This is a genomic window from Clostridium sp. (genome assembly GCF_036639235.1).
In the GTDB taxonomy this organism is placed as follows: Bacteria; Bacillota; Clostridia; order Clostridiales; family Caloramatoraceae; genus Clostridium_AB.
The window spans coordinates 22,354-43,504 of sequence record NZ_JAVWJB010000015.1; the positions used below are offsets into that span (position 1 = coordinate 22,354).

Annotated in this window: 19 protein-coding genes; 4 read left to right on the plus strand and 15 right to left on the minus strand. The window is 36.5% G+C overall.

The genetic code is table 11. The annotated features are described in order from the left end of the window. Positions 1 to 14: 14 nt before the first annotated feature. The 14 genes from RR539_RS05745 to ftcD all read right to left on the minus strand — a co-directional run bounded on the left by RR539_RS05745 (position 15) and on the right by ftcD (position 12,813). On the minus strand, positions 15 to 776 hold the full coding sequence (locus RR539_RS05745; RefSeq protein WP_332473564.1) for an SDR family NAD(P)-dependent oxidoreductase: 762 nt from the start codon (positions 774 to 776) through the stop codon (positions 15 to 17). Positions 777 to 1,144: 368 nt separating this feature from the next. Further along, positions 1,145 to 2,959 carry an adenine deaminase gene (locus RR539_RS05750; RefSeq protein ID WP_332473565.1) on the minus strand — a complete coding sequence of 605 codons (1,815 nt, stop codon included), beginning with the start codon at positions 2,957 to 2,959 and terminating at the stop codon, positions 1,145 to 1,147. A gap of 18 nt (positions 2,960 to 2,977) precedes the next feature. Beyond that, positions 2,978 to 3,283, minus strand: a complete 306-nt coding sequence (locus RR539_RS05755; RefSeq protein WP_332473566.1) for a EutN/CcmL family microcompartment protein — start codon at positions 3,281 to 3,283, stop codon at positions 2,978 to 2,980. Between the two features lie 11 nt (positions 3,284 to 3,294). Continuing rightward, complete coding sequence (locus RR539_RS05760; RefSeq protein ID WP_332473567.1) at positions 3,295 to 4,113, minus strand: flavoprotein; 819 nt, start codon at positions 4,111 to 4,113, stop codon at positions 3,295 to 3,297. Between the two features lie 65 nt (positions 4,114 to 4,178). Then, entirely contained in the window at positions 4,179 to 4,460 is a 282-nt protein-coding gene (gene pduA, locus RR539_RS05765; RefSeq protein ID WP_332473568.1) for a propanediol utilization microcompartment protein PduA, read from the minus strand. 75 nt (positions 4,461 to 4,535) lie between these two features. Beyond that, positions 4,536 to 4,949: a BMC domain-containing protein gene (locus RR539_RS05770; RefSeq protein WP_332473569.1), complete on the minus strand. Its 414-nt coding sequence runs from the start codon at positions 4,947 to 4,949 to the stop codon at positions 4,536 to 4,538. Between the two features lie 19 nt (positions 4,950 to 4,968). Continuing rightward, positions 4,969 to 5,595, minus strand: coding sequence for a hypothetical protein (locus RR539_RS05775; RefSeq protein WP_332473570.1), 627 nt, complete (start codon positions 5,593 to 5,595; stop codon positions 4,969 to 4,971). 17 nt (positions 5,596 to 5,612) lie between these two features. After that, positions 5,613 to 5,882, minus strand: coding sequence for a BMC domain-containing protein (locus RR539_RS05780; RefSeq protein WP_332483442.1), 270 nt, complete (start codon positions 5,880 to 5,882; stop codon positions 5,613 to 5,615). Positions 5,883 to 5,900: 18 nt separating this feature from the next. After that, the gene (locus RR539_RS05785; RefSeq protein WP_332473572.1) at positions 5,901 to 7,265 is read right to left on the minus strand and encodes a UbiD family decarboxylase; all 1,365 of its coding nucleotides are present in this window, start codon (positions 7,263 to 7,265) and stop codon (positions 5,901 to 5,903) included. 14 nt (positions 7,266 to 7,279) lie between these two features. Further along, the gene (locus tag RR539_RS05790; protein ID WP_332473573.1) at positions 7,280 to 7,840 is read right to left on the minus strand and encodes a UbiX family flavin prenyltransferase; all 561 of its coding nucleotides are present in this window, start codon (positions 7,838 to 7,840) and stop codon (positions 7,280 to 7,282) included. A 100-nt stretch (positions 7,841 to 7,940) separates the two neighbouring features. After that, the gene (locus RR539_RS05795) at positions 7,941 to 8,558 is read right to left on the minus strand and encodes a cysteine hydrolase family protein (RefSeq protein WP_332473574.1); all 618 of its coding nucleotides are present in this window, start codon (positions 8,556 to 8,558) and stop codon (positions 7,941 to 7,943) included. Positions 8,559 to 8,629: 71 nt separating this feature from the next. Continuing rightward, on the minus strand, positions 8,630 to 10,072 hold the full coding sequence (locus RR539_RS05800; protein ID WP_332473575.1) for a dihydroorotase: 1,443 nt from the start codon (positions 10,070 to 10,072) through the stop codon (positions 8,630 to 8,632). Positions 10,073 to 10,145: 73 nt separating this feature from the next. Further along, on the minus strand, positions 10,146 to 11,816 hold the full coding sequence (locus RR539_RS05805; protein ID WP_332483441.1) for a formate--tetrahydrofolate ligase: 1,671 nt from the start codon (positions 11,814 to 11,816) through the stop codon (positions 10,146 to 10,148). A 67-nt stretch (positions 11,817 to 11,883) separates the two neighbouring features. Next, on the minus strand, positions 11,884 to 12,813 hold the full coding sequence (ftcD, locus tag RR539_RS05810) for a glutamate formimidoyltransferase (protein WP_332473577.1): 930 nt from the start codon (positions 12,811 to 12,813) through the stop codon (positions 11,884 to 11,886). 633 nt (positions 12,814 to 13,446) lie between these two features. On the opposite strand from ftcD, the gene RR539_RS05815 reads away from it, so the two are divergent. Then, a complete protein-coding gene (locus RR539_RS05815; protein ID WP_332473578.1) occupies positions 13,447 to 14,142 on the plus strand; it encodes a cyclase family protein in 696 nt (231 codons plus the stop codon). A 127-nt stretch (positions 14,143 to 14,269) separates the two neighbouring features. On the opposite strand, the gene RR539_RS05820 is transcribed toward RR539_RS05815, so the two are convergent. After that, entirely contained in the window at positions 14,270 to 15,934 is a 1,665-nt protein-coding gene (locus tag RR539_RS05820) for a PucR family transcriptional regulator (protein WP_332473579.1), read from the minus strand. Positions 15,935 to 16,316: 382 nt separating this feature from the next. On the opposite strand from RR539_RS05820, the gene RR539_RS05825 reads away from it, so the two are divergent. The 3 genes from RR539_RS05825 to RR539_RS05835 all read left to right on the plus strand — a co-directional run bounded on the left by RR539_RS05825 (position 16,317) and on the right by RR539_RS05835 (position 20,987). After that, positions 16,317 to 17,672, plus strand: coding sequence for a nucleobase:cation symporter-2 family protein (locus RR539_RS05825; protein ID WP_332473580.1), 1,356 nt, complete (start codon positions 16,317 to 16,319; stop codon positions 17,670 to 17,672). Between the two features lie 269 nt (positions 17,673 to 17,941). Continuing rightward, positions 17,942 to 19,288 carry a nucleobase:cation symporter-2 family protein gene (locus tag RR539_RS05830; protein WP_332473581.1) on the plus strand — a complete coding sequence of 449 codons (1,347 nt, stop codon included), beginning with the start codon at positions 17,942 to 17,944 and terminating at the stop codon, positions 19,286 to 19,288. Between the two features lie 352 nt (positions 19,289 to 19,640). Beyond that, a complete protein-coding gene (locus tag RR539_RS05835) occupies positions 19,641 to 20,987 on the plus strand; it encodes a nucleobase:cation symporter-2 family protein (RefSeq protein WP_332473582.1) in 1,347 nt (448 codons plus the stop codon). The last annotated feature ends 164 nt before the right edge of the window (positions 20,988 to 21,151 follow it).

A 21,151-nucleotide genomic window follows, 5' to 3' on the forward strand; every position in this document is an offset into this window, starting at 1 on the left:
ATCATATTAAATTTTTATGGTCTAAGTCCACTTCCACCTTGTACAGTAATTGATTCTCCTGTAATATAGGCTGCATCCTCAGATCCTAGGAATACACATAGTCTTCCAATATCAGTTTCAGGGTCTGCAAATCTTCCCATTGGAATGTTTCCTATTGTTTTTTCGTAAACATCAGGATATTCTTCTTTCCACTTCATAAGACCCTCTGTCATAGCTAGTGGGCATATTACATTAACATTAACTCCATATGGTCCCCACTCTGCTGCTGCAACTCTAGACATTCCACGAATCCCTTCCTTAGCTGCTGCATATGATGATTGTCCAAGCTTACCGAATAATCCTGCCCCTGATGCAAAGTTAATAACTGAGCCCTTTGTTTCCTTAAGATGTGGAAGAGCTTCCCTCATATAATAAAAGGCTGCGTATAGTCCTGACATAATAGCTAAGTCAAAATCTTCCTTAGTGTGATTTTCTAGCATAACTCCTGATGCTGAAACCTGTGCATTATTAACAACAACGTCAATTCTACCAAATTCCTTAACAGTCTTATCTATACATGACTTAACGTCATCCTCACGTCCTCCGTCAGCTACAACAGCTAAAACCTTAACTCCGTAATCTTTTTCAAAGTCTTCCTTCACCTTATCAAGCTTAGCTTGAGTTCTTCCTGTAATAACTACATTAGCTCCTTCCTTTGCAAATGCAGTGGCAATTCCGTATCCGATTCCTTGTCCTCCACCTGTTACTATGACAACTTTATCATTGTACTTACCCATATGTATTCCTCCTTTTGTATCTCTTATATATGTTACATAATTATATTCTTAATATTCAAACATTAGTTAATAAAAATTTTTGAGTCCAGCTACCACTTACTTGGTACTGTGTACCTCCCTTTGTTAAGTTAATAATACAACTATTTATACTAAAAATCAAAATTGTTAAAAAGTAAATTATGAGAAATATTATCACTATTATATAATATTTATTTCGTACCCATACAATATATATTCATAATTTGACAAAATACTTCTTTATTAGAAGCTATTTTAGGGTTTTTTCTATAAATATTCTATTTTAGTATAATAAAAAAGCCACAGGATAATCCTGTGGCTTTATATAAAAGGCAAATGCCTAATTAATCTTATTCAACAACAGCAGGTAGAACCTTGAAGTTGTTAACGTCGATTAGACCGAAGTCAGTAATCTTCCAATCTGGTGAAGTTGAAAGACCAACGAATGAAAGGTGCATGAATGGTGCATGTATCTTACATCCTAGTTCGTTCTTAACTAGAGCTTCTAGTTGACCGATCTTAGCTGATACTTCGAATCCGTTTAATTCGTCAGTGATTAGACCACCAACTGGAAGAGCTAGTTCGTCAATTACTCTACCGTTGTTAGCAACTGCGATTCCACCCTTCATTTCGATTACTCTGTTAACAGCAATCATCATATCCTTGTAGTTTGTACCTACAACTAGGATATTGTGAGTGTCGTGGGCAATTGACTCAGCAAATGCACCAGTCTTAAGACCGAATCCATTGATGAATGCATGACCGATGTTTCCAGTTCTTCCGTATCTTTCAATACAGCAGATTGGTAGACAGTCTTGGTTCATGTCAGCTCCAACTACTCCATTGTTAACTCTTACGTTAAACTCAAGCTTACCAGTTAGGTTTTGGTCTGGAATAACTTGCATAGCTCTTACTGTAGCGCTTGAACCGTTTGCAGTTATTTCAAGATCCTTCTCTGAAACTGGAGAAATCTTAACTGAGTTCTTAACTTCGTCTGGGTAAGTGTACTTAGGAAGATCAATAAGAAGCTTTCCTTCAGCAGCAACTAGCTTACCTTCGATGAATACAGCGTCAACAACCATGTTGTTAAGGTCACTGATGATAGCGATATCAGCAAGTGATCCTGGAAGAAGTGCTCCTCTGTCTTGGAAGCCCCAGTAAGTTGCAGGGTTAATTGTAACCATTTGGATAGCTTCAACAGGGTTAACACCTTCTCTGATTGTTCTAGCTACGATATCGTTCATGTGTCCCTTCTTTTCAAGGTCCTCAGCAACCATATCGTCTGAAGCTAGGATAAGTCTTCTTGAGTCTAGTCCTTCTTCAGTTACAGCCTTAATACATTCAGCCATGTTTCTTTGAGTTGATCCTTCTCTCATGAATACGTAAACACCTTGTCTGATCTTCTCAACACATTCGTCTTTCTTAGTAGTTTCGTGACATGAGCACTTACCACCACAAGCGATAATGTGAGCAGCTAGGTCGCATCCGAATAGGTCAGGAGCGTTTCCGTCTACTGGCTTTCCAAGTGACTTAGCATATTGAGTTGATGCTACAAGATCGTCAATAACTTCAGGAGTGTTGTTGTAAACGTGCATAGCGTTACTGAATCCTTGAAGCTCTCCGATTCCTAGAATGTTAGGGTAGTTTAGAAGGTCTTCCATGTCCTTTGAAGTTACATCGTATGATGCAGTTTCAAGAGTTGGACAGTCTGGAACTAGTGCTGGTACTTGAAGTTGTACGTGGTTTGGTACAACTGAACACTCATCAGCCATAGCCTTCATTCCTATTGGTCCTAGTGAGTTACCAATTTCATGTGGGTCTGCAACAAGAGTTGTAGTTCCTGATGGAATTGATAGTCTTGAGAATTCTGTTACTGTAAGCATTGAGCTCTCAAAGTGCATGTGTGAATCCATAAATCCTGGTGAGATGTATTTTCCTTGAACATCTACAACAACAGTATTAGGTCCAACTAGTTTTGAAGCATCTCCTACTACTAGGATGTACTTTCCTTTGATAGCTACGTCTGCTACATATATTTCCTTAGTGATAACGTTAATTACATTACCATGGTATAGAACGATGTCCGCATGATCTTTGTCACCCATAAGAACATCAATCATTTTTCTATATTCAATAGCTTCTTTAATTGACTTCATGTTTAACATGATATGTGCCTCCTTCAATTACTTCTTAATAGAGCTGTTATCTCCTACTATGCTGCTTTTATCAACATCAATGTAGTCAATTATCCCAATTATAGCTGCATCAATAGCAGCATCTGGCTTTTCTGCAGCATTTCTTGAAGCTGTTCCTGTTGAGTACATTATTACTTCACCAATTCCAGCTCCTACTGTATCAACCATAATAAGTGGGTCTCCATTAGGCTTTAAGTCTATATCAAGTGGTTGAGTAAGCATAAGCTTACTTCCTGTTAGTGTTTCATCTTTTCTTGTTGCTACAACGTTTCCGATTACTTTTCCTATATGCATAGCTTATCTCCTTATACGTTTTGCTTAACTATTTTGATTTCAAGGTTTCTAGCTGCTTCATGTGCAAGAGAAGTTACTATTGTTCTTGGATGAACAGTTAGTGTATCTCCCTTAGCTATCTTAAGAATGTCCTTTTCAGTAATAACAGTTCTCTCAATAGCAGTACCTGTTGCGGCTTCAACTGAACTTCCAGTAGTTGCAAAACTGCTATGGATTTTAGATGCTAAGTTAAGAGTAGCTATAGGTTTAACCCCTAGTCTCTTAAGCTTATCACAGTAACCTGACATCATTTGTAAAAGCATTTTGCTCTTAGGCTCCATGCCTCTATGTACTGTTAGGTTATCCATATTCATAAAAAGAGTTTTTCCTTGCCACAGTGTTTGCCAAAGTAGCATAGAAATAAAGCTATCTTGTAGTCCAAGTGATAACTTTATAGCAGTATTTTGAGTTGTAACTGGTACTATTACAGCATCAGCTTCCTCAATCATCTCAAGATAAATATTCTTATCAGCTGCTGTATAAAGTTTATGAGGATTAATCCCCTGAACTTTATCTATAAATAGACTTTCAGCACTTTCTGATAAAGCTATATCTAGAATATATCCAAGGTCCTTAAGCTTCTTCGCTTCTGCTATAGATTCATCTATACCAGTATCACATCCTGTAATAACCATTAGTAACTTTTTCCCATTATTCATAGGAATTTGGCTAGCTAATGTAGAACTATTAGAAGATGATGCTACTGCCGCTGGCATTCCTGGATATTGTCCCTGTGTTATTTTAATTGATAACCTGTTTAGGATATCCATAGTTTGTTTATTTTTATTCATTATTCCTTACCTCTTTAGATTACACTGCTAAGGCATCGCCTTAGCAGCATAAGTAATATAAAGAATTATTCAGACTTAAGAATTACTCTTTCAACTTCTGAGTGTGGTCTTGGAATTACGTGAACAGCGTGTAGCTCTCCAACTGATCTAGCAGCTTCTGCACCAGCATCTGTTGCAGCCTTAACAGCTCCTACATCTCCTCTAACCATAACTGCTACTAGTCCAAATCCGATTTTTTCGTATCCTACTAGATTTACGTTAGCAGCCTTTACCATTGCGTCTGCAGCTTCGATTGCAGCTGTTAGTCCCTTAGTTTCGATCATTCCTAAAGCTTGTCCTGTTGCCATAATAATATACCTCCTTAAAATAAAAACAAATATTCATTTGGTTTATTAATTATACCACAATTTCGTGGTTATCTATTATTTTCCGCCTTTTTTCTTAGAAGATTTGCTATCTGATTCTTCAGTTGTAGCTTCCTCTTCTATAGCAGCTGAAGCTTCCTCCACTACTGGAGTTTCTTCATTAACTATTTTTTTTTTTAAGTTCTTTGAGAACTCGTTAAGTAGCATATCTAGTTCTTCGTGTGGTCTAGCTAGTACATGTGATGATACTACTGTAGACACTCTGCTTGCAGCAGCAGCTCCTGCTTCAACTGCAGCCTTAACAGCCGCAACTTCACCAGCAACGTTTACTACAACACTGATAGCCTTGTTAACTCCGATAACCTTGTCGTATCCAACAAGAGTTACGTCTGCTGCCTTACAAGCAGCATCTAGAGCAGTGATAGCACCGCCTAGTCCTATAACTTCTATTACACCTAGAGCTTGTCTCAATGTTATTTCCTCCTACATCTTACTTGAAAAAGGAGTTGCTTTTACCAATTGAGTTAAGTGAAATCTTAGGGATTAGACTGTCTATTCCCATAGAGTTTCCTATCACACTCTTCTTTACTCCAGTTTCTGCCTTTACTGTAGTTGCTACAGGAGCATCTTCGCTCTTTTTACACTTAGCTACTAATTCGTTAAGTGTAACTGTAGTACTCTTTTTCATATCATAAGCTGAATTTGCTGCCTTTGGAGTCTTAATTCCTCCAATTAGGCTTTGAATATCAACCTTTTGTCCAAGTTGAGGCTTTGACGCTTCAACTGGTCTTGCCATACTACTTAAAATATCTGATGCTGAAGCTGATTTAGTTTCAGCTTTAACCTCAACATTATTCATAGCTGGTTTTATCATCTCGCTTAACGTAACCTTCTTACCTACTGCACCACATGATGATGTAGAGTAAGCAGATTTAGGAGCAGATGATGTGTAGCTACTTAAGCTCTGTGACTTATTTAAAAGTCCAACAAGCATGCTTTCTTCCTTTGAATTAAGGTTTGAAACATTCTTTACAGAAGAAGTAGCAGAGTTATTGTTTGCATTTTCTGGTTTTCCTACAATGTTCTTATACATTGTTAGTCCAATTATATCTGCCATAATTTCACCACCATCGACTACTGATTAATCATTTTATCAACTTCATCATGAGGTCTAGCTATTACAGTCGCTGAAATAATCTGTGCAATTCCTGATACAGTTTCTTGCGCACTTTCAACAGCTGCAGTAACAGCAGCAACCTCTCCTGATACTATAACTGCAACGATTCCTGATCCAACATAGTTGAAATCAGCAACATGTACGTCAGCAGCTTTTACCATAGTATCTGAAGCTTGGATAGCAGCTACTAAGCTTTTAGTTTCAACTATTCCTATAGCTTGCTTCATAATAATTTACCACCCTTATTATTTTTTCATGCCTGGGAAATACTTTTCGATATCTACACCATTTTCGAATCCTGGAATTACTGCCATTTCGAAGTAATTTTCTGGATCATTAAGTGGCTTTGTAGCATCGATTCCCATTTTGTCTGATACACCACGGTAAACGTGTGATGCTTCTAGTCCTGAACCATTAGCTCCTGGAACTATAACAACGTCTTGTGATGCTTGAACTCTTGATGATAGAGCAAGTTCAACACTGCTTGGGTCATAGATATCAATGTCTTCGTCTACTATAACTACGTGTTTAATGTCGTAGCAGCTACCTAGAGCAGCAAGTATAGCAGCCTTTCCATCTCCCTCTTTAACCTTCTTAATTGACACGATAGCGTGAAGTCTACATCCACCACCAATAGTGATGTTTACGTCTTGTACGTTTACCATGTTCTTAAGTGCAGCATATAGCTCAACTTCTCTTATAAGTCCGTTAGCTAAATGCTCTTCTCTACAAGGGAATGCATGTTGGAATACTGGGTTGTTTCTATGCATTATGCACTTAACTTCCATAACTGGGTTTGGTGCAACGAATCCATAGTATCCCATAAGTTCACCGAAAGGTCCTTCGATTTCTCTCTTGTTAGGAACAAGAACTCCCTCTAGTACCATTTCAGCATATGCTGGAACTTCAAGGTCAACAGTATGACACTTAACAAGCTCTAGTGGCTCACCTCTTAAAGCTGAGTCAACTTGGTGCTTATCAAGACCATATCTTCTTGAACCAATCTGTGATGCTAATAGGTATGTAGCATCATATCCAAGCACTACTGCACACTCAAGAGGTTTGTTGATTTTTTCAAATTCAGCAAATTGCTCTCTAAGTGCTGGTGAATGTCCTGAGATTAGAGCACATATGTTAGTAGGTCCATTAACCTGGAATCTACGTACAGCCATATGTGTGTATCCTGTTTCAGGATCTCTAACTATGAACATACCTGCAGTTAAGAAGGCTCCATTGTCCTTACCATGTGATGTTGGTGCAGGAAGCATTCTTGTTATGTCTATATTTCTAGTTATAATGTTCTCCATTATAGGTCCATTTGATAATATTTTAGTTGGTTTTGGATCAGCAATAGCGTTCATGTACTTCATGATTCTACCCTCACGGTTAGTATCAGTTAGCTTATGGTATAGATCTCTATTCCCATAAAGCCCACCTAGTACAGGCATATCGTATCCCTTAACGTTGTTAAATAATATCGGTAATTGGTTATCAAAGTGCTTAAGTACAGCTCCTAATTCAAATTTAGGATCTACTGGTGCTGAACAAACTTCAATTTGACCAAGCTCTTGAAGTTTAGCCATCGTAGCTCTTAACATTTGAGTTTCCATTGTGTTCCTCCTTCCTAAGCGTCTTCTCCCCATCTTTTAAGTAGATTATGCTCAATACCTAATTGATCAAGAATTCTACCAACAATAAGTGCAACAATATCACTTATTGACTCAGGCTGTGAATAAAAGCCTGGTGATGGCGGAAGAACTGTAACACCAAGTTTTGAAAGTTTAAGCATATTCTCTAAGTGAATTGTGCTTAATGGGCTTTCCCTTGGAACTACAATCAACTTTCTGTTTTCTTTAATGATAACATCTGCGGCTCTTGTAAGTAGATTATCTGAAAGTCCATATGCAACTGATGCTACTGTTTTCATAGAACATGGAACAATAACCATTGCATCTGTCTTAAATGATCCACTTGCAATTGAAGCTGCAAGATCCTTGTTATCATGATAATAAGTGGCAAGCTTCTTTAGCTCATCTAAAGTTATTCCACACTCATGTTCAACAACATGTTCTCCAAGTGTTGAAACTACAAGATGCGTTTCTATTCCTAGTTCTTTTAACACTTTCAAAAGAGCCACGCCGTAGATTGCTCCACTTCCGCCTGAAACTCCAACTATAATTTTCATGGTTCTTCCTCTCTTTCTGAAAGCTTCCAAATATTTGTATAGATAAATATTGCCTACCCATATGGGTAGGCAATTATTTCACCTTATATAGGTATTTTTATTATTTAACCTTGTTATCGCAGTCTCCAGCACCAGCCCAAGCGTCTTGTCCAGCATCTATAGCAGCTGTGAACTCGTCGATTGTCATAAGCTTAGTGAAGATTGAAAGGTCATTTAGACCTGACTCGTGTTGAGCTTGAGTCTTTGAGTGGTTACCATCTGTAAGAGTGATAACTCTGTAAGCCATAGCTAGTGCATCAGCAGCAGTTGATCTACAGCAAACGTTAGTCCAAACTCCAGTTATAACAACTGTGTCTAGGTTTTCTTCTCTTAGGTATAGGTCAAGGTCAGTGTGGTGGAACGCACTGTGTCTTCTCTTAGGTACGATGTACTCACAAGTTCTGTCTTCTGGGTAAAGATCCTTAATGAAATCTGATCCCCAAGTTCCCTTGATTGCGTGTACTGGTCTTACTCTGAAGTCAGCATCGTTCTTTCTATGAGCTTCTTGGATGTGGATTAGATGTACGTCATCTTTTCCTCCGTCCATTCTTTCTCTAGCCCACTTGAAAAGTTTTTGTAGGTTTGGAACGATTTCCTCCCCACCTGGACATCTTAGTGGAGCTTTTTCTCCGATAAAGTCATTTAGCATGTCGATTACACATATACCGTATCTTGCCATTGTAATTTCCCCTTTCGATTGTAAAAAATAAATTTATTGAAATAAATTATTAACTTATATATAAACTAATTTTAGTAAGTTGTTGGCTTGTATTCAATAAACTTAAGCTTTCTGTCAAGCTTGTTTGTGTTTTGTCTTGGAATCCATTGTCCAAATCCTGGCTTAGAAAGTATTCCTTCACCTTCATTGTATACTAGGTTTCCTCTAACAATTGTCTTGTTTACTCTACCCTTTAGTGTAATACCTTGAAGTGGAGTGTACTTGTTTTGCATGTATGAATCAGCATCATCCTTGTCTATTGTCCATACCTTGTCTAGGTCAATGATTGTAAGGTCAGCATCTGATCCAACTTGCATTGATCCCTTCTTAGGATATAGTCCGTAGTGGATAGCAGCATTCTTTGAAAGAATGTCTACCATTGTCTCAAGAGTGATTTTTCCATCATTGTATCCGTTAACAATGATTTCTACCATAGTTTCAACACCTGGGATTCCTGGGAATGCAGTCCAGATATCTCTACCAACCTTCTCAAGCTCTAAGTTGTATGGTGCATGGTCAGTTGCGATAAAGTCAACTGATCCGTTTGCAAGACCTTCCCATAGTTCTGCATTGTCTTTCTTGCTTCTTAGTGGAGGAGCAATCTTAGCACATGCATGGTACTCAGTCATAGCATCTTGAGCGTTGATTGTTAGGTAGTGAGGGCATGTTTCTGATGTAACATCAAGACCTCTCATCTTACCTTGTCTGATTAGTTTAGCACCGATTGAAGTTGACATATGAACTACGTGGTATCTAACACCAGTAGCTTCTGATATGCTTATTCCAAGTTCGATAGCAACCTTTTCAGCAAGTTCAAGTCTAGCTTCAGCCCAAGCTGGACCGTCTAGTCTTCCTTCTTCCTTAAGCTTGTTTACGTAGAAATCGCACATTGCGAAGTTTTCTGCGTGAACTCCCATTGATACACCAGTTTCAGCAACTGCCTTAGCAATTTCAACTAGTTCTGGATCTGTAACTCTTGGGTATGTAGGCACTGAAGGTGTCATGTATACCTTGAAAGCTACTGCTCCAGCATCAGCTTGAGCCTTAACAACGTCAAGTTGCTTAAGTCTTACGTCCTCACCAGTTACTCCACCCCATAGAGCGAAGTCAATGTGAACGTGTTCTGACCAGTATTCTTTTTTCCAGTTAAACTGCTCTAGGTTTCTAGCTGAAGGAACTGTACAGCAAGGCATATCGATAACTGTAGTTATACCACCTCTAGCTGCTTGTTGAGTTCCTGATTCAACAGTTTCTCTATGGCTGAATCCTGGATCCATAAAGTGAGTATGTGAGTCAATACATCCTGGGATAACTAGTTTCCCTTCTGCATCAATAACAGTGTCAGCGTCTATACCATCGATACATCCGATGAATCCAGCGATCTTCTCATCCTTAATAAGAATGTTAGTATCTACTGTTTCATTAGCATGTCCTTGAGGTATTCTAGCGTTTTTTACAATAACATCAAACTTCATAAATAAACCCCCTCAAATTTTAAAAATTTGAATTTTTTTGGTTATAAAAATTTTATATGAAAGAGGTATAGGATTATGATAATCCTATAATCTCTCCACTTTCAAGAATGTCCATACCATTTGCTGCTGGAACCTTTGGAAGTCCTGGCATTGTCATGATATTTCCAGTTAGAGCTACAATGAATCCAGCTCCTGCTGATACTCTAACTTCTCTTACAGTGATTCTGAATCCTGTTGGTGCTCCAAGTAGTGTTGGATCATCTGAGAATGAGTATTGAGTCTTAGCCATACAAATTGGCATCTTGTCTAGTCCAAGACCTTCTAGTTCAGCGATTTGCTTCTTACACTCAGCTGTGAAGTCAACTCCGTCAGCTCTGTATATTTCTGTAGCAATCTTGTTGATTTTTTCAACTATGCTTAGTTCAGCGTCGTATAGTGGTGCAAAGTTTGCTTCGTTCTTTTCACAGATCTCAACAACCTTCTTAGCCATTTCAACTCCACCTTCTCCACCGTTAGCCCAAACGTCTGAAAGAACAACGTTTGCACCCTTAGCTTCACAAGCAGCTCTTACAGCTTCTAGTTCTGCATCAGTATCTAGTGGGAACTTGTTGATAGCAACTACTGCAGGTACTCCGAATTTTGAAACGTTTTCGATGTGTCTCTCAAGGTTAGCAACACCTGATTTAACTGCATCTACGTTTTCTGCTGCTAGGTCTGACTTAGCAACTCCACCGTTCATCTTAAGAGCTCTAACTGTAGCAACGATTACTACACAGTTTGGCTTAAGACCAGCGAATCTTGACTTAATGTCGAAGAACTTTTCAGCTCCAAGGTCAGCTCCGAATCCACCTTCTGTTACTACGTAATCAGCAAGCTTAAGTGCAACCTTAGTTGCCATAACTGAGTTACATCCGTGTGCGATGTTCGCAAATGGTCCACCGTGGATAAACGCAGGTGTGTTTTCTAGTGTTTGTACTAGGTTTGGCTTTATAGCATCCTTAAGAAGAAGTGCCATAGCTCCTGTAGCTTCAAGATCTCCAGCTGTAACAGCCTTTCCATCTCTTGAGTAAGCAACGATCATTCTTGATAGTCTGTCCTTAAGGTCAGAAAGTGATGTTGCAAGGCAAAGGATTGCCATGATTTCTGAAGCAACTGTAATGTCGAATTGTCCTTGTCTTACAAATCCGTCACCATTTCCACCAAGACCGATAACGATATTTCTTAGTGCTCTATCGTTCATATCGATAACTCTCTTCCAAACAATCTTCTTAGGATTGATGTTTAGAGCATTTCCTTGGTGTAGGTGGTTATCAAGTAGTGCTGCAAGTAGGTTGTGTGCTGAAGTTATAGCATGGAAGTCACCTGTAAAGTGTAGGTTAATATCGTCCATTGGTACAACCTGTGCGTATCCACCACCTGCTGCTCCTCCCTTAACTCCGAAGCAAGGTCCTAGTGATGGCTCTCTAAGAGCAGTTATTGTTCTCTTACCAATCTTGTTAAGACCCATTGAAAGACCTACGTTTGTAGTTGTCTTTCCTTCTCCAGCTGGAGTTGGGTTGATAGCTGTTACAAGAACAAGCTTAGCATCTTCCTTGTCCTTTAGTCTGTCTAGTACATCTAGAGAAACCTTAGCTTTGTATTTTCCGTATAGTTCTAGTTCATCATCTGTGATTCCTAGGTACTCAGCCACTTCTGTTATTGGCTTCATTTTAGCTTCTTGAGCTATTTGAACGTCTGTTTTCATTTTAAAAGCCTCCTAATACATTTCTAACGATCTATTTTAAATACTTACCCTAATCTTAACTAATTAATTAGTCCATTAGGTGGTATTCTAGAATTTGCTCTTTTCTGAATCCTTCAAGTGCTAGTCCGTACTCGAATGAGTTTAGAACGTAGTCAAGCTTGATTGGTCCAACTAGTTCTGAACCAGTTACTGCAACTCCGTATCTTGAAGCTTCTTGCTTAATGAAGTTGAAAGCTCTGTATAGTGGTGTAGCTCCACAATCGAACATGTTCATTGAAACAACTACTCCGCTTCTTTCTGGGAACTTAATTCCAACCGCTCTAACTGTTGAGAATCCACCTGATGGTCCTCTAACACCCTTAGCTATTGCCTTAGCGATTGCAACGTCTTCTGTTGCTAGGAATACATTGTAAGCTGTTAGTCCTTCAAGGTCAGCTGAAACAATTGTAGCTCCTGCAGTTTCTGAAAGTTTTCCATCAACGCTTAGTTCTGGCTTTCTAGCTTCTCTATCTGCGTTTGACTCGTCCTTAAGAAGGTCTCTTAGTCCTTCGTATTGACCCTTTCTTATGAAAGCAAGTGCTTTTCTATCTTCGTTTCTTGCGTTAGCTCCTGAGAAGAATACTGGAACTTTAGTTTCAGCATGTAGTTCTGCTCCGATTTCTTCAGCAAGTTCTTTACACTCTTCTAATTCAATGTTTCTGAATGGGAATAGTGGAATAGTATCTTGTGCTCCTATTCTTGGGTGTGATCCTGATTGCTCTCTCATGTCGATAAGTTCAATTGACTTCTTCGCCATGTTGATAAGCGCAGCCTTTAGTGGAGCTGGCTCTCCAATTATAGTAACAACTGTTCTGTTGAAGTCGTGCTCTGGCTCGTAGCTTACAAGCTTAACTCCTTCTACGTTTCTAACTTGATCTACTACTGCTTCGATAACTTCTGATCTTCTTCCTTCGCTGAAGTTAGGTACAGCTAGTATGTACTTCTTTCCTTGTGACATTTTAAGGTCCCCCTTCCAAATTTAAAAATTTATATAAAAAAAATTTTTATGCTAGATAAAAAGGCTTGTACTCTCTATCTCTTAGTATACTACAAAACAAACATAATGTAGGTTAATAATTTCTGTAGAGATAGGAAACTTCTTGAGACTCACCCAATATATAGTTTTGAACCTGTTTAACATAACAAATTCAATTTCTATATTAACACATATGATTGAAAATGATAACCCTAAGTAATCATAATTTGTAAATTCTATACATACATAATCATATAGTTATACTTTCAATCTAACTTCACAATTCAAGAATACCACAAAATACGACTTTTACGTTTGTGATATCGCTACAAAATTAACTACTTATAATCAACTTTTTATTTTACCGTTTTGTGTTGACTTACTAATTTTCTAGCCTTTTTTATGTAAATAATGAATTAGATAACTTTATTAGGTGTTGTTTTTCAATACTTTCCAACTTCCCTGATTAAATATACTAAAAATTTTGTAAATAATATTTTTACTATAACTAAAGAACTTTTTGATATTTAGTAGTATAATTAATAGTAAGATAATACAATTAATCTTCTATAAAATAGTGATTAAGAAAATATAATATAATAGGGGGGCTACATAATGGCTTTAAAACTTATTGACCTTTCACAAGAAATATATGAGGGGATGCCACTATACGGTATTCACCAAAAGACTTTCTTCATGACAAACCAAACTGCAGAAGAAAACATGAAAGCTAGCGGAAGCAAGACTCTTGGATTCTACGCTAGAAACATCCTAATGAGTGAGCATTGCGGAACTCATAGTGATGCTGTTATCGAGTACAAGCCAGGCGGACCAAGTATGGAGCAAATGCCACTTGACTACTTCTGGGGAAGTGCTATCTGTGTTGACCTAAGTCACATTAGATACCCTGATTACATCGAAGTTAAGGACCTAGAGGAAGCAATAGCTAAATCAGGACAAGAACTTCAAAGAGGAGATATCTTCTTAATGTACACAGGACACTTTAACAGAACTTACCCAACTGAAGAATATAAGAACTACTATACTGGTGTAAGCTATGATGCTGCTAAGTGGCTAGCTGAAAGAGGTGTTGTTAATATCGGAGTTGATGCGTCAGCTATCGACCAAACACCAGATGACCTTGATTTCTCAGGTCACCTAGTATGCGGAGAATATGGAATCACTAACACTGAGAATCTATGTAACCTAGATCAAGTTGTTAATAAAAGATTCCTATACCTAGGACTACCTCTTAAGATTAGAGGGGGAACTGGTTCTCCAATCCGTGCCGTTGCACTTATTGAAGAGTAAAATCAAAAGGGCATCACGCTAAGCGTGGTGCCCTTTATTATTTCATAGTATTTATTTTCACATACTCATATCTACATTAAATATATTATTTTAAAAAAGGCTACTAACATATGTTAGCAGCCTAATTTTATCTTTGTAGTAGCATTTTGATTTTCAGTGCTATTTCAAGGTTTAGTCTATCCTTAGCATTTTCAAAATTAACTCCTGTTATTTCCTTAATTCTTGTTAATCTATAAAGAATTGTATTATAGTGAGTAAATAGCGCATCAGACATTTTCTTTAGGTTACCGTTATGTTCAAAGTATGCCTCTAAAGTCTTAACAAGTTCTGTTGACTTCTTTGAGTCATATTCCACAAGGGGTTCTAAAGTCATTGTATAGAATTTCTCTATTTCCTCACGAAGGTTTTCCTGACAAAGTATCTTGTATATACCAAGATTCTCAAAGTATATAATATTACCTTCCCCAAGAATTTCACCTGAAGTTATTGCTTCTAATGCATCCTTATAACTCTTATGAGCATTTTGAATCCCCTCATAACTTCTACCTATACCCATTTTAAAAGTAAAGCCTTGGAACCTTCTTTCAAACATTTCCTTAATAGATACTGTAAACTTACTAATTAGGTTATTTATATCAACATCATCTTTATAGGTTATAAGTGCAAGTATACTTTCCGTTTTACCTGCAACTACTGCTGTAAGCTTAAGATCCTCAAATAGCTTTTCTATATAGTGGGCTATTTTATTAATGCTTTCCTGCTTACTATCCCTAGAAATATTTGATTTCTTACTTTCTTCATCTTTAATACTTATTAATGTAATTAAAGATTTATCTTCTATTCCTATATTAAAGAAGGAAGCCCTTTCAAGCGCCTTTTCATTTCTTCTTTCTTGAGTCGATAATAAGTCATCTAGAAACTCTGCTCTATACTTATTTTCAACTTCTCTAACCGAAAGCTTCTTAAGCACCTCAAGTGCTATTGTTGTTGAAGCTGATTCTATTATTGAAATATCAATTGTTTGTATAGATGAATTTAGTCCCCAAGCAAAAATATGTCCGTAAGTATTACCCTTAATTAATATAGGCATAACTATTCTTGGTACATATGTCCCTCTAATAAATTCTTTACTTTCGTATATATTTTTATCCTTACCCTTAGATACTCCATCATTAAATGTGCTAGCATTTTTTATAAGCATATCCTTAATAGAGTCGGAATCTTCCCCTCCAACAAATATGTTCTTTTCAGGAAAATCAAGCTTAATAAAAACCGGATTCTTTAGATGGTCGTATAAAACGTTAGACATATCCTCAACACTTGCCCCCATAAGTATTGCGTTTGTCATTTGTTTATGTATACTCTCAATCTTTTGAAGCATATAAGCTTGCTTAGTAAATATCTCTCTAAAGATAGGCATTATAATATCTGATAATGCTGTTGCATAGTAAAGATCTATAATAGGGAAGTTTAATTCGTTGGCAAGGTCAATAACTTCCTTTGCTAAGCCGTTAAGATATGGATATATCTTAATCCCAATTCCAGCTAGCTTTTTCTTAGAACATTCTTTTATTAAGTTGATTTGCTCCTCAATATTGTCTGCCTTAAATGAGTATGCGGTTGTAAGAAGAAGCTCTCCTTCGTCTACCCAATTTAGTACATCAGGATCTGCCATTACATTTACCTGTGTAATAACGTTAGAAACTCCACCCGACCCTGCAACTAATTTAGATTGTTTGAGACAGTCCATTTTTAGTATGTCTTCAATAGTAACCCCATTTTGTATCATCATTATCATCACCTTACAAGGACTATTATAGTCTACCCCTTATATTTTAATTATTTTATATAAAGATACCACTTAAATTAGTAAATATCAATTTAATTCTTCATTATATATACCCAAATATGACATATTATTTATAAAACGAATGTTTTAACCTTATAATGCAAATATTAAATGTATTTTCTGTAATAATTACCACTCTTTTTATTATCTTGAAAATAATTAAATTGAAGTTTTCAAATTTTCTAAAAAATCAGTTGACATAGTTTTTTCTCTAATTTATAATCAAAATATACAATTTGTCGAAATATTTATTTTATTGTTTAATTTTATTTTATTTTGTTTATAATTTTTTATTATAAATTTTTTTTAACGGGGGTATCTTAATATGAAAACGCAAAGCGTAGACAAACTTAACGAAAAGTTGCCTATAAAGCAGCTTATTCCGCTAGGTCTACAGCACGTACTTGCAATGTACGCTGGTGCTGTAATCGTTCCTATTATTGTTGGTCAAGGAATTGGCCTTGATGCTACACAGCTTGCATATCTAGTTGCAGCTGATCTATTTACTTGTGGTATTGCAACTCTAGTTCAAACACTAGGTGTTGGAAACTTCGCAGGTATTCGTCTTCCTGTTGTTTTAGGTTGTGCATTCCAGGCAGTTGGTCCTATGATCGCCATAGGTAACTCCTACGGAATAGGTGCTATATATGGTTCCATAATAGCATCAGGTATATTTGTTATATTTGCAGCCTACTTCTTTGGTAAACTTCTTAAATTCTTCCCACCAGTTGTTATTGGTTCAATTATAACAATTATTGGACTTTCACTTATAGGTGTTGCTTTCAATAACCTAGGTGGTGGACAAAAAGCAATGGATGCTGGAACATTTGGAAGTCTACAAAATATCGGTATTGGATTATTTACACTTGCAGTTATAATTTTCGCTAATAAGTACTTTAAAGGATTCATGCAAACAATATCAGTATTACTTGGTATTATTGCAGGTACAATAGTAGCTTACATACTTGGAATGGTTAACTTTGATGCAGTTGCACATGAGCCATGGGTAAATGTTATCACTCCATTCTACTTCGGGTTCCCTAAATTCGTACCAGCTGCTATCTTTACAATGTGTCTAGTTTCACTTGTAAGTATGATTGAGTCAACTGGAGTATTCTTCGCAACTGGTAAGGTTTGCGAAAAGGAAATTGAAGAAAAAGATGTTGTTAAGGGTATTCGTGCAGAAGGTATTGCACAGGTTCTTGGTGGTGTGTTTAACGCATTCCCATACACTACATTCTCACAAAACGTTGGTCTTATAGCACTAACAGGAGTTAGAAGTAGATACGTTGTTATCTCAGCTGCTACAATCATGATGATCCTTGGAACACTTCCTAAATTTGCAGCAATCGCAACAGTTATTCCAGACTGTGTACTAGGTGGAGCTATGATCGCACTATTCGGTATGGTTGCTGTATCAGGAGTTAAAACTCTTTCAGTTGTTGACTTTGGAAAAACTAGCAACATGCTAATTGCAGCTTGTTCTATTGCAGTAGGACTTGGAGTTTCAATTACACCAGAAATGTTCGCATTCTTCCCAGAAAGCTTAAAGCTATTCTTTGAAAGCGGTATAGTTTCAGGAAGTATAGTAGCTATTCTTCTTAATATCTTCCTTAACTGGAGCGAAATTAGAAGCGGTGTAGACCCAGAAATGGTTCTACCTGATGAGCATTGTGTATAAAATATAAATAAAATATTAATAATAAGTTAGTTTTAGGCATAGATTATTTTCTTTAATCTATGCCTTTTTTATGCGTATATATACAAGTAATATCAGCACTCGACAGCATACTTTATATTTCTAGTTTTATCTCCCCTTATTCATATTTTGTTAAAATTTTATTAATTATTCCTTAATTGTTATATACTTACTTATCAAATATACTTAAATAAATTATTTAATAATTTTATTACTTATAATTTAATATTTTTTAAGGGGGGTATCTTTAAATGGAAACTCAAACAGTGGACAAGGTAAATCAGAAATTACCTATGTATCAACTTCTACCTCTAGGGCTTCAACAAGTTCTTGCAATGTATGCAGGGGTTATACTTGTACCTATGATAGTAGGTGGAGGAATTGGTATGACTCCAGAGCAGATAGCTTACTTAGTTGCTGCTGACCTATTTACATGCGGTATTGCTACTTTAATACAGGCTGTAGGTATAGGAAACTGGGCTGGGGTTAAACTTCCTGTTGTTCTTGGATGTGCATTCCAAGCCGTTGCTCCTATGATTGTAATCGGTACTAAATTTAGTATAGGTGCTATCTACGGTGCTATTATAGCAAGTGGTATATTTGTAGTTCTATGTTCTTACTTCTTTGAACATTTACTAAAATTTTTCCCACCAGTTGTTATAGGGTCAATTATCACTGTAATTGGTTTATCATTAATTAATGTTGCTGTTAATAACCTTGGAGGAGGATTTGGTGCTAAGGACTTTGGTAGTCCTACAAACCTAGGTCTTGGACTATTTGTATTAGTATTTATAATCCTTGTAAACCACTTCTTCACAGGATTTATGCAGTCTGTATCAGTACTGCTAGGAATTATAGTTGGAACAATTGTTGGTTCATTTATGGGTATAGTTGATGCTTCAATTATTTCACATGAACCATGGTTTAGAATGGTTCAGCCTTTCTATTTTGGAATGCCTGAATTTAAACTAGTTCCAATAGCACTTATGTGTATTGTTGCTGTAGTTAGTATGATCGAATCAACTGGTGTATTCTTCGCAGCAGGTTCTGTATGCGAAAAGGAAATGACAGGGAAAGATATAGCAAAAGGTCTTCGTGCTGAAGGTGTTGCACAGGTATTTGGAGGAATCTTCAATGCATTCCCATATACTACTTTCTCACAAAACATCGGTCTTATCGCTTTAACAGGTATTAGAAGTAGATATGTTGTTGTTTGTGGTGGTATTATACTAATGGTACTTGGAACGCTTCCTAAGGTAGCTGCACTTGCTACTATTATTCCAACTTGTGTACTTGGTGGTGCTATGATTGCACTATTTGGTATGGTTGCAATGTCTGGAATTAAAAATCTTCAAATTGTTGACTTTAGCAAAATATCAAACATGTTAGTTGCTGGTGTTTCAATAGGACTTGGACTTGGAGTTACTATGGTTCCAGGTATTGTTCAGACTTTACCTGACTATGCTAAAATGATATTTGAAAGTGGAATTGTTACTTGCAGTTTAGCTGCAATTGTATTAAATATAACTCTTAACTGGAAGGAAGTATTTAGTGGGGTTAACCCAGAGATGCATCTTCCAGATGAGCATAGCTTCTAAAAATTTTATAACACAAAATGAAGGTGTACTTTTGTACACCTTTTTTAATTACAATAATTAACTATGTATTTTCGACACATTCCGTTTACAAAGTATTTACTTATGTCAAATCTATAACATTCCTTATTATTATTCAATAATATTTCATAACTGAAGCAATATTTTGTACTAACTAGTACAACTTCTTCCCTTCAAGCACGACTTTTTTATACTGAACAGTTCATTTTGTTATTTTTACAATATTACAAAACCTCCTAAATTACATTGATAATAAAATATCATCGGACTATACTAATGTTATAAATTTTTTATTATTTTTATTATTCTGTTAATTTAAGGGGGGTATCTTAAAATGGAAACTCAAACAATTGATAAGGTAAATGAAAAATTACCTCTTTATCAACTTCTTCCTCTAGGACTTCAACAGGTTCTAGCAATGTATGCAGGAGTTATTATTATACCTATGATAGTAGGTAATGGTATTGGAATGACTCCAGAGCAAATAGCTTACCTAGTTGCTGCTGATTTATTTACATGTGGTATAGCTACACTAATACAGGCTATTGGTATTGGTAAGTGGGCTGGTATTAAGCTTCCTGTTATACTTGGATGTGCATTCCAAGCAGTAGGTCCTATGATTGTTATTGGTACTCAGTTTAGTATTGGTTCAATTTACGGTTCTATAATTGCAAGTGGTATTTTTGTTGTTTTATGTTCATATTTCTTTGAACATCTACTTAAATTCTTCCCACCAGTTGTTATCGGATCAATTATAAGTGTAATTGGACTTTCACTTATAGGTGTTGCAGTTAACAACCTAGGTGGTGGACAAGGTGCTCCTGATTTTGGTAGTGCACCAAACCTTATACTAGGACTATTTACTCTTATATTTATAGTACTAGTTAATAGGTTCTGCAAAGGATTTATGCAGTCCATATCAGTTCTACTTGGAATTGTAGTAGGTACCGCTATTGCATACTTTATGGGTATGGTAGACTTTGCTATTGTTGGACAAGAACCTTGGTTTAGAGTAACTACTCCATTCTACTTTGGAATGCCAGAATTCCACTTTGTTCCTATAATGCTTATGTGTATAGTTGCTATTGTTAGCATGATTGAATCAACTGGAGTATTCTTCGCAGCAGGAACTGTATGTGAAAAAGAAATCACAGGAAAAGACATAGCAAAGGGGCTTCGTGCTGAAGGTCTTGCTCAAGTAGCTGGTGGTATATTTAACTCATTCCCATATACTACTTTCTCACAAAACATTGGTCTTATAGCTCTAACAGGGGTTAGAAGTAGATATGTTGTTATATGTGGAGGCTTCATGCTTTTAGTACTTGGAACAATACCTAAAATAGCTGCTATAGCAACAGTAATTCCAAACTGTGTACTTGGTGGTGCTATGATTGCACTATTCGGTATGGTTGCTATATCAGGTATTAAAAACCTACAAATTGTTGACTTTAGCAAAACTTCTAATATGCTTGTTGCCGGTGTTTCAATAGCATTAGGTCTTGGTGTTTCAATGGTTCCAGCTATAGTTCAGCAGTTACCTGAATACGTTCGAATGATATTCGAAAGTGGAATTGTAACTTGTAGTATATCTGCAATACTACTTAATATAGTGCTTAACTGGAAGGAAGTCTTTAGTGGTAAAAATCCAGAAATGCACCTTCCTGATGAACACTGCGTATAAAATATAGAATACTTATTAAATCTAAAAGTACCACTAGGATAACCCTAGTGGTACTTTTTATTATTTAGCTAAGTGTCGTAACCTTTTTAAATTCATAGTATATATTATATTTTAATTAGATATATCACAGAAACTTATAAAATAAAGGGATATCCAAATTGGAT

What these genes read in the sequence shown, in the direction of transcription:
- RR539_RS05830 (WP_332473581.1), top strand. Translation starts at nt 17,942, where the DNA reads ATGGAAACTCAAACAGTGGACAAGGTAAATCAGAAATTACCTATGTAT.
- RR539_RS05755 (WP_332473566.1), bottom strand. Translation starts at nt 3,283, where the DNA reads ATGCATATAGGAAAAGTAATCGGAAACGTTGTAGCAACAAGAAAAGAT.
- RR539_RS05835 (WP_332473582.1), top strand. Translation starts at nt 19,641, where the DNA reads ATGGAAACTCAAACAATTGATAAGGTAAATGAAAAATTACCTCTTTAT.
- RR539_RS05750 (WP_332473565.1), bottom strand. Translation starts at nt 2,959, where the DNA reads ATGTTAAACATGAAGTCAATTAAAGAAGCTATTGAATATAGAAAAATG.
- RR539_RS05815 (WP_332473578.1), top strand. Translation starts at nt 13,447, where the DNA reads ATGGCTTTAAAACTTATTGACCTTTCACAAGAAATATATGAGGGGATG.
- RR539_RS05800 (WP_332473575.1), bottom strand. Translation starts at nt 10,072, where the DNA reads ATGAAGTTTGATGTTATTGTAAAAAACGCTAGAATACCTCAAGGACAT.
- pduA (WP_332473568.1), bottom strand. Translation starts at nt 4,460, where the DNA reads ATGGCAACAGGACAAGCTTTAGGAATGATCGAAACTAAGGGACTAACA.
- ftcD (WP_332473577.1), bottom strand. Translation starts at nt 12,813, where the DNA reads ATGTCACAAGGAAAGAAGTACATACTAGCTGTACCTAACTTCAGCGAA.
- RR539_RS05785 (WP_332473572.1), bottom strand. Translation starts at nt 7,265, where the DNA reads ATGGAAACTCAAATGTTAAGAGCTACGATGGCTAAACTTCAAGAGCTT.
- RR539_RS05795 (WP_332473574.1), bottom strand. Translation starts at nt 8,558, where the DNA reads ATGGCAAGATACGGTATATGTGTAATCGACATGCTAAATGACTTTATC.
- RR539_RS05775 (WP_332473570.1), bottom strand. Translation starts at nt 5,595, where the DNA reads ATGGCAGATATAATTGGACTAACAATGTATAAGAACATTGTAGGAAAA.
- RR539_RS05745 (WP_332473564.1), bottom strand. Translation starts at nt 776, where the DNA reads ATGGGTAAGTACAATGATAAAGTTGTCATAGTAACAGGTGGAGGACAA.
- RR539_RS05805 (WP_332483441.1), bottom strand. Translation starts at nt 11,816, where the DNA reads ATGAAAACAGACGTTCAAATAGCTCAAGAAGCTAAAATGAAGCCAATA.
- RR539_RS05825 (WP_332473580.1), top strand. Translation starts at nt 16,317, where the DNA reads ATGAAAACGCAAAGCGTAGACAAACTTAACGAAAAGTTGCCTATAAAG.
- RR539_RS05760 (WP_332473567.1), bottom strand. Translation starts at nt 4,113, where the DNA reads ATGAATAAAAATAAACAAACTATGGATATCCTAAACAGGTTATCAATT.
- RR539_RS05780 (WP_332483442.1), bottom strand. Translation starts at nt 5,882, where the DNA reads ATGAAGCAAGCTATAGGAATAGTTGAAACTAAAAGCTTAGTAGCTGCT.
- RR539_RS05790 (WP_332473573.1), bottom strand. Translation starts at nt 7,840, where the DNA reads ATGAAAATTATAGTTGGAGTTTCAGGCGGAAGTGGAGCAATCTACGGC.
- RR539_RS05820 (WP_332473579.1), bottom strand. Translation starts at nt 15,934, where the DNA reads ATGATGATACAAAATGGGGTTACTATTGAAGACATACTAAAAATGGAC.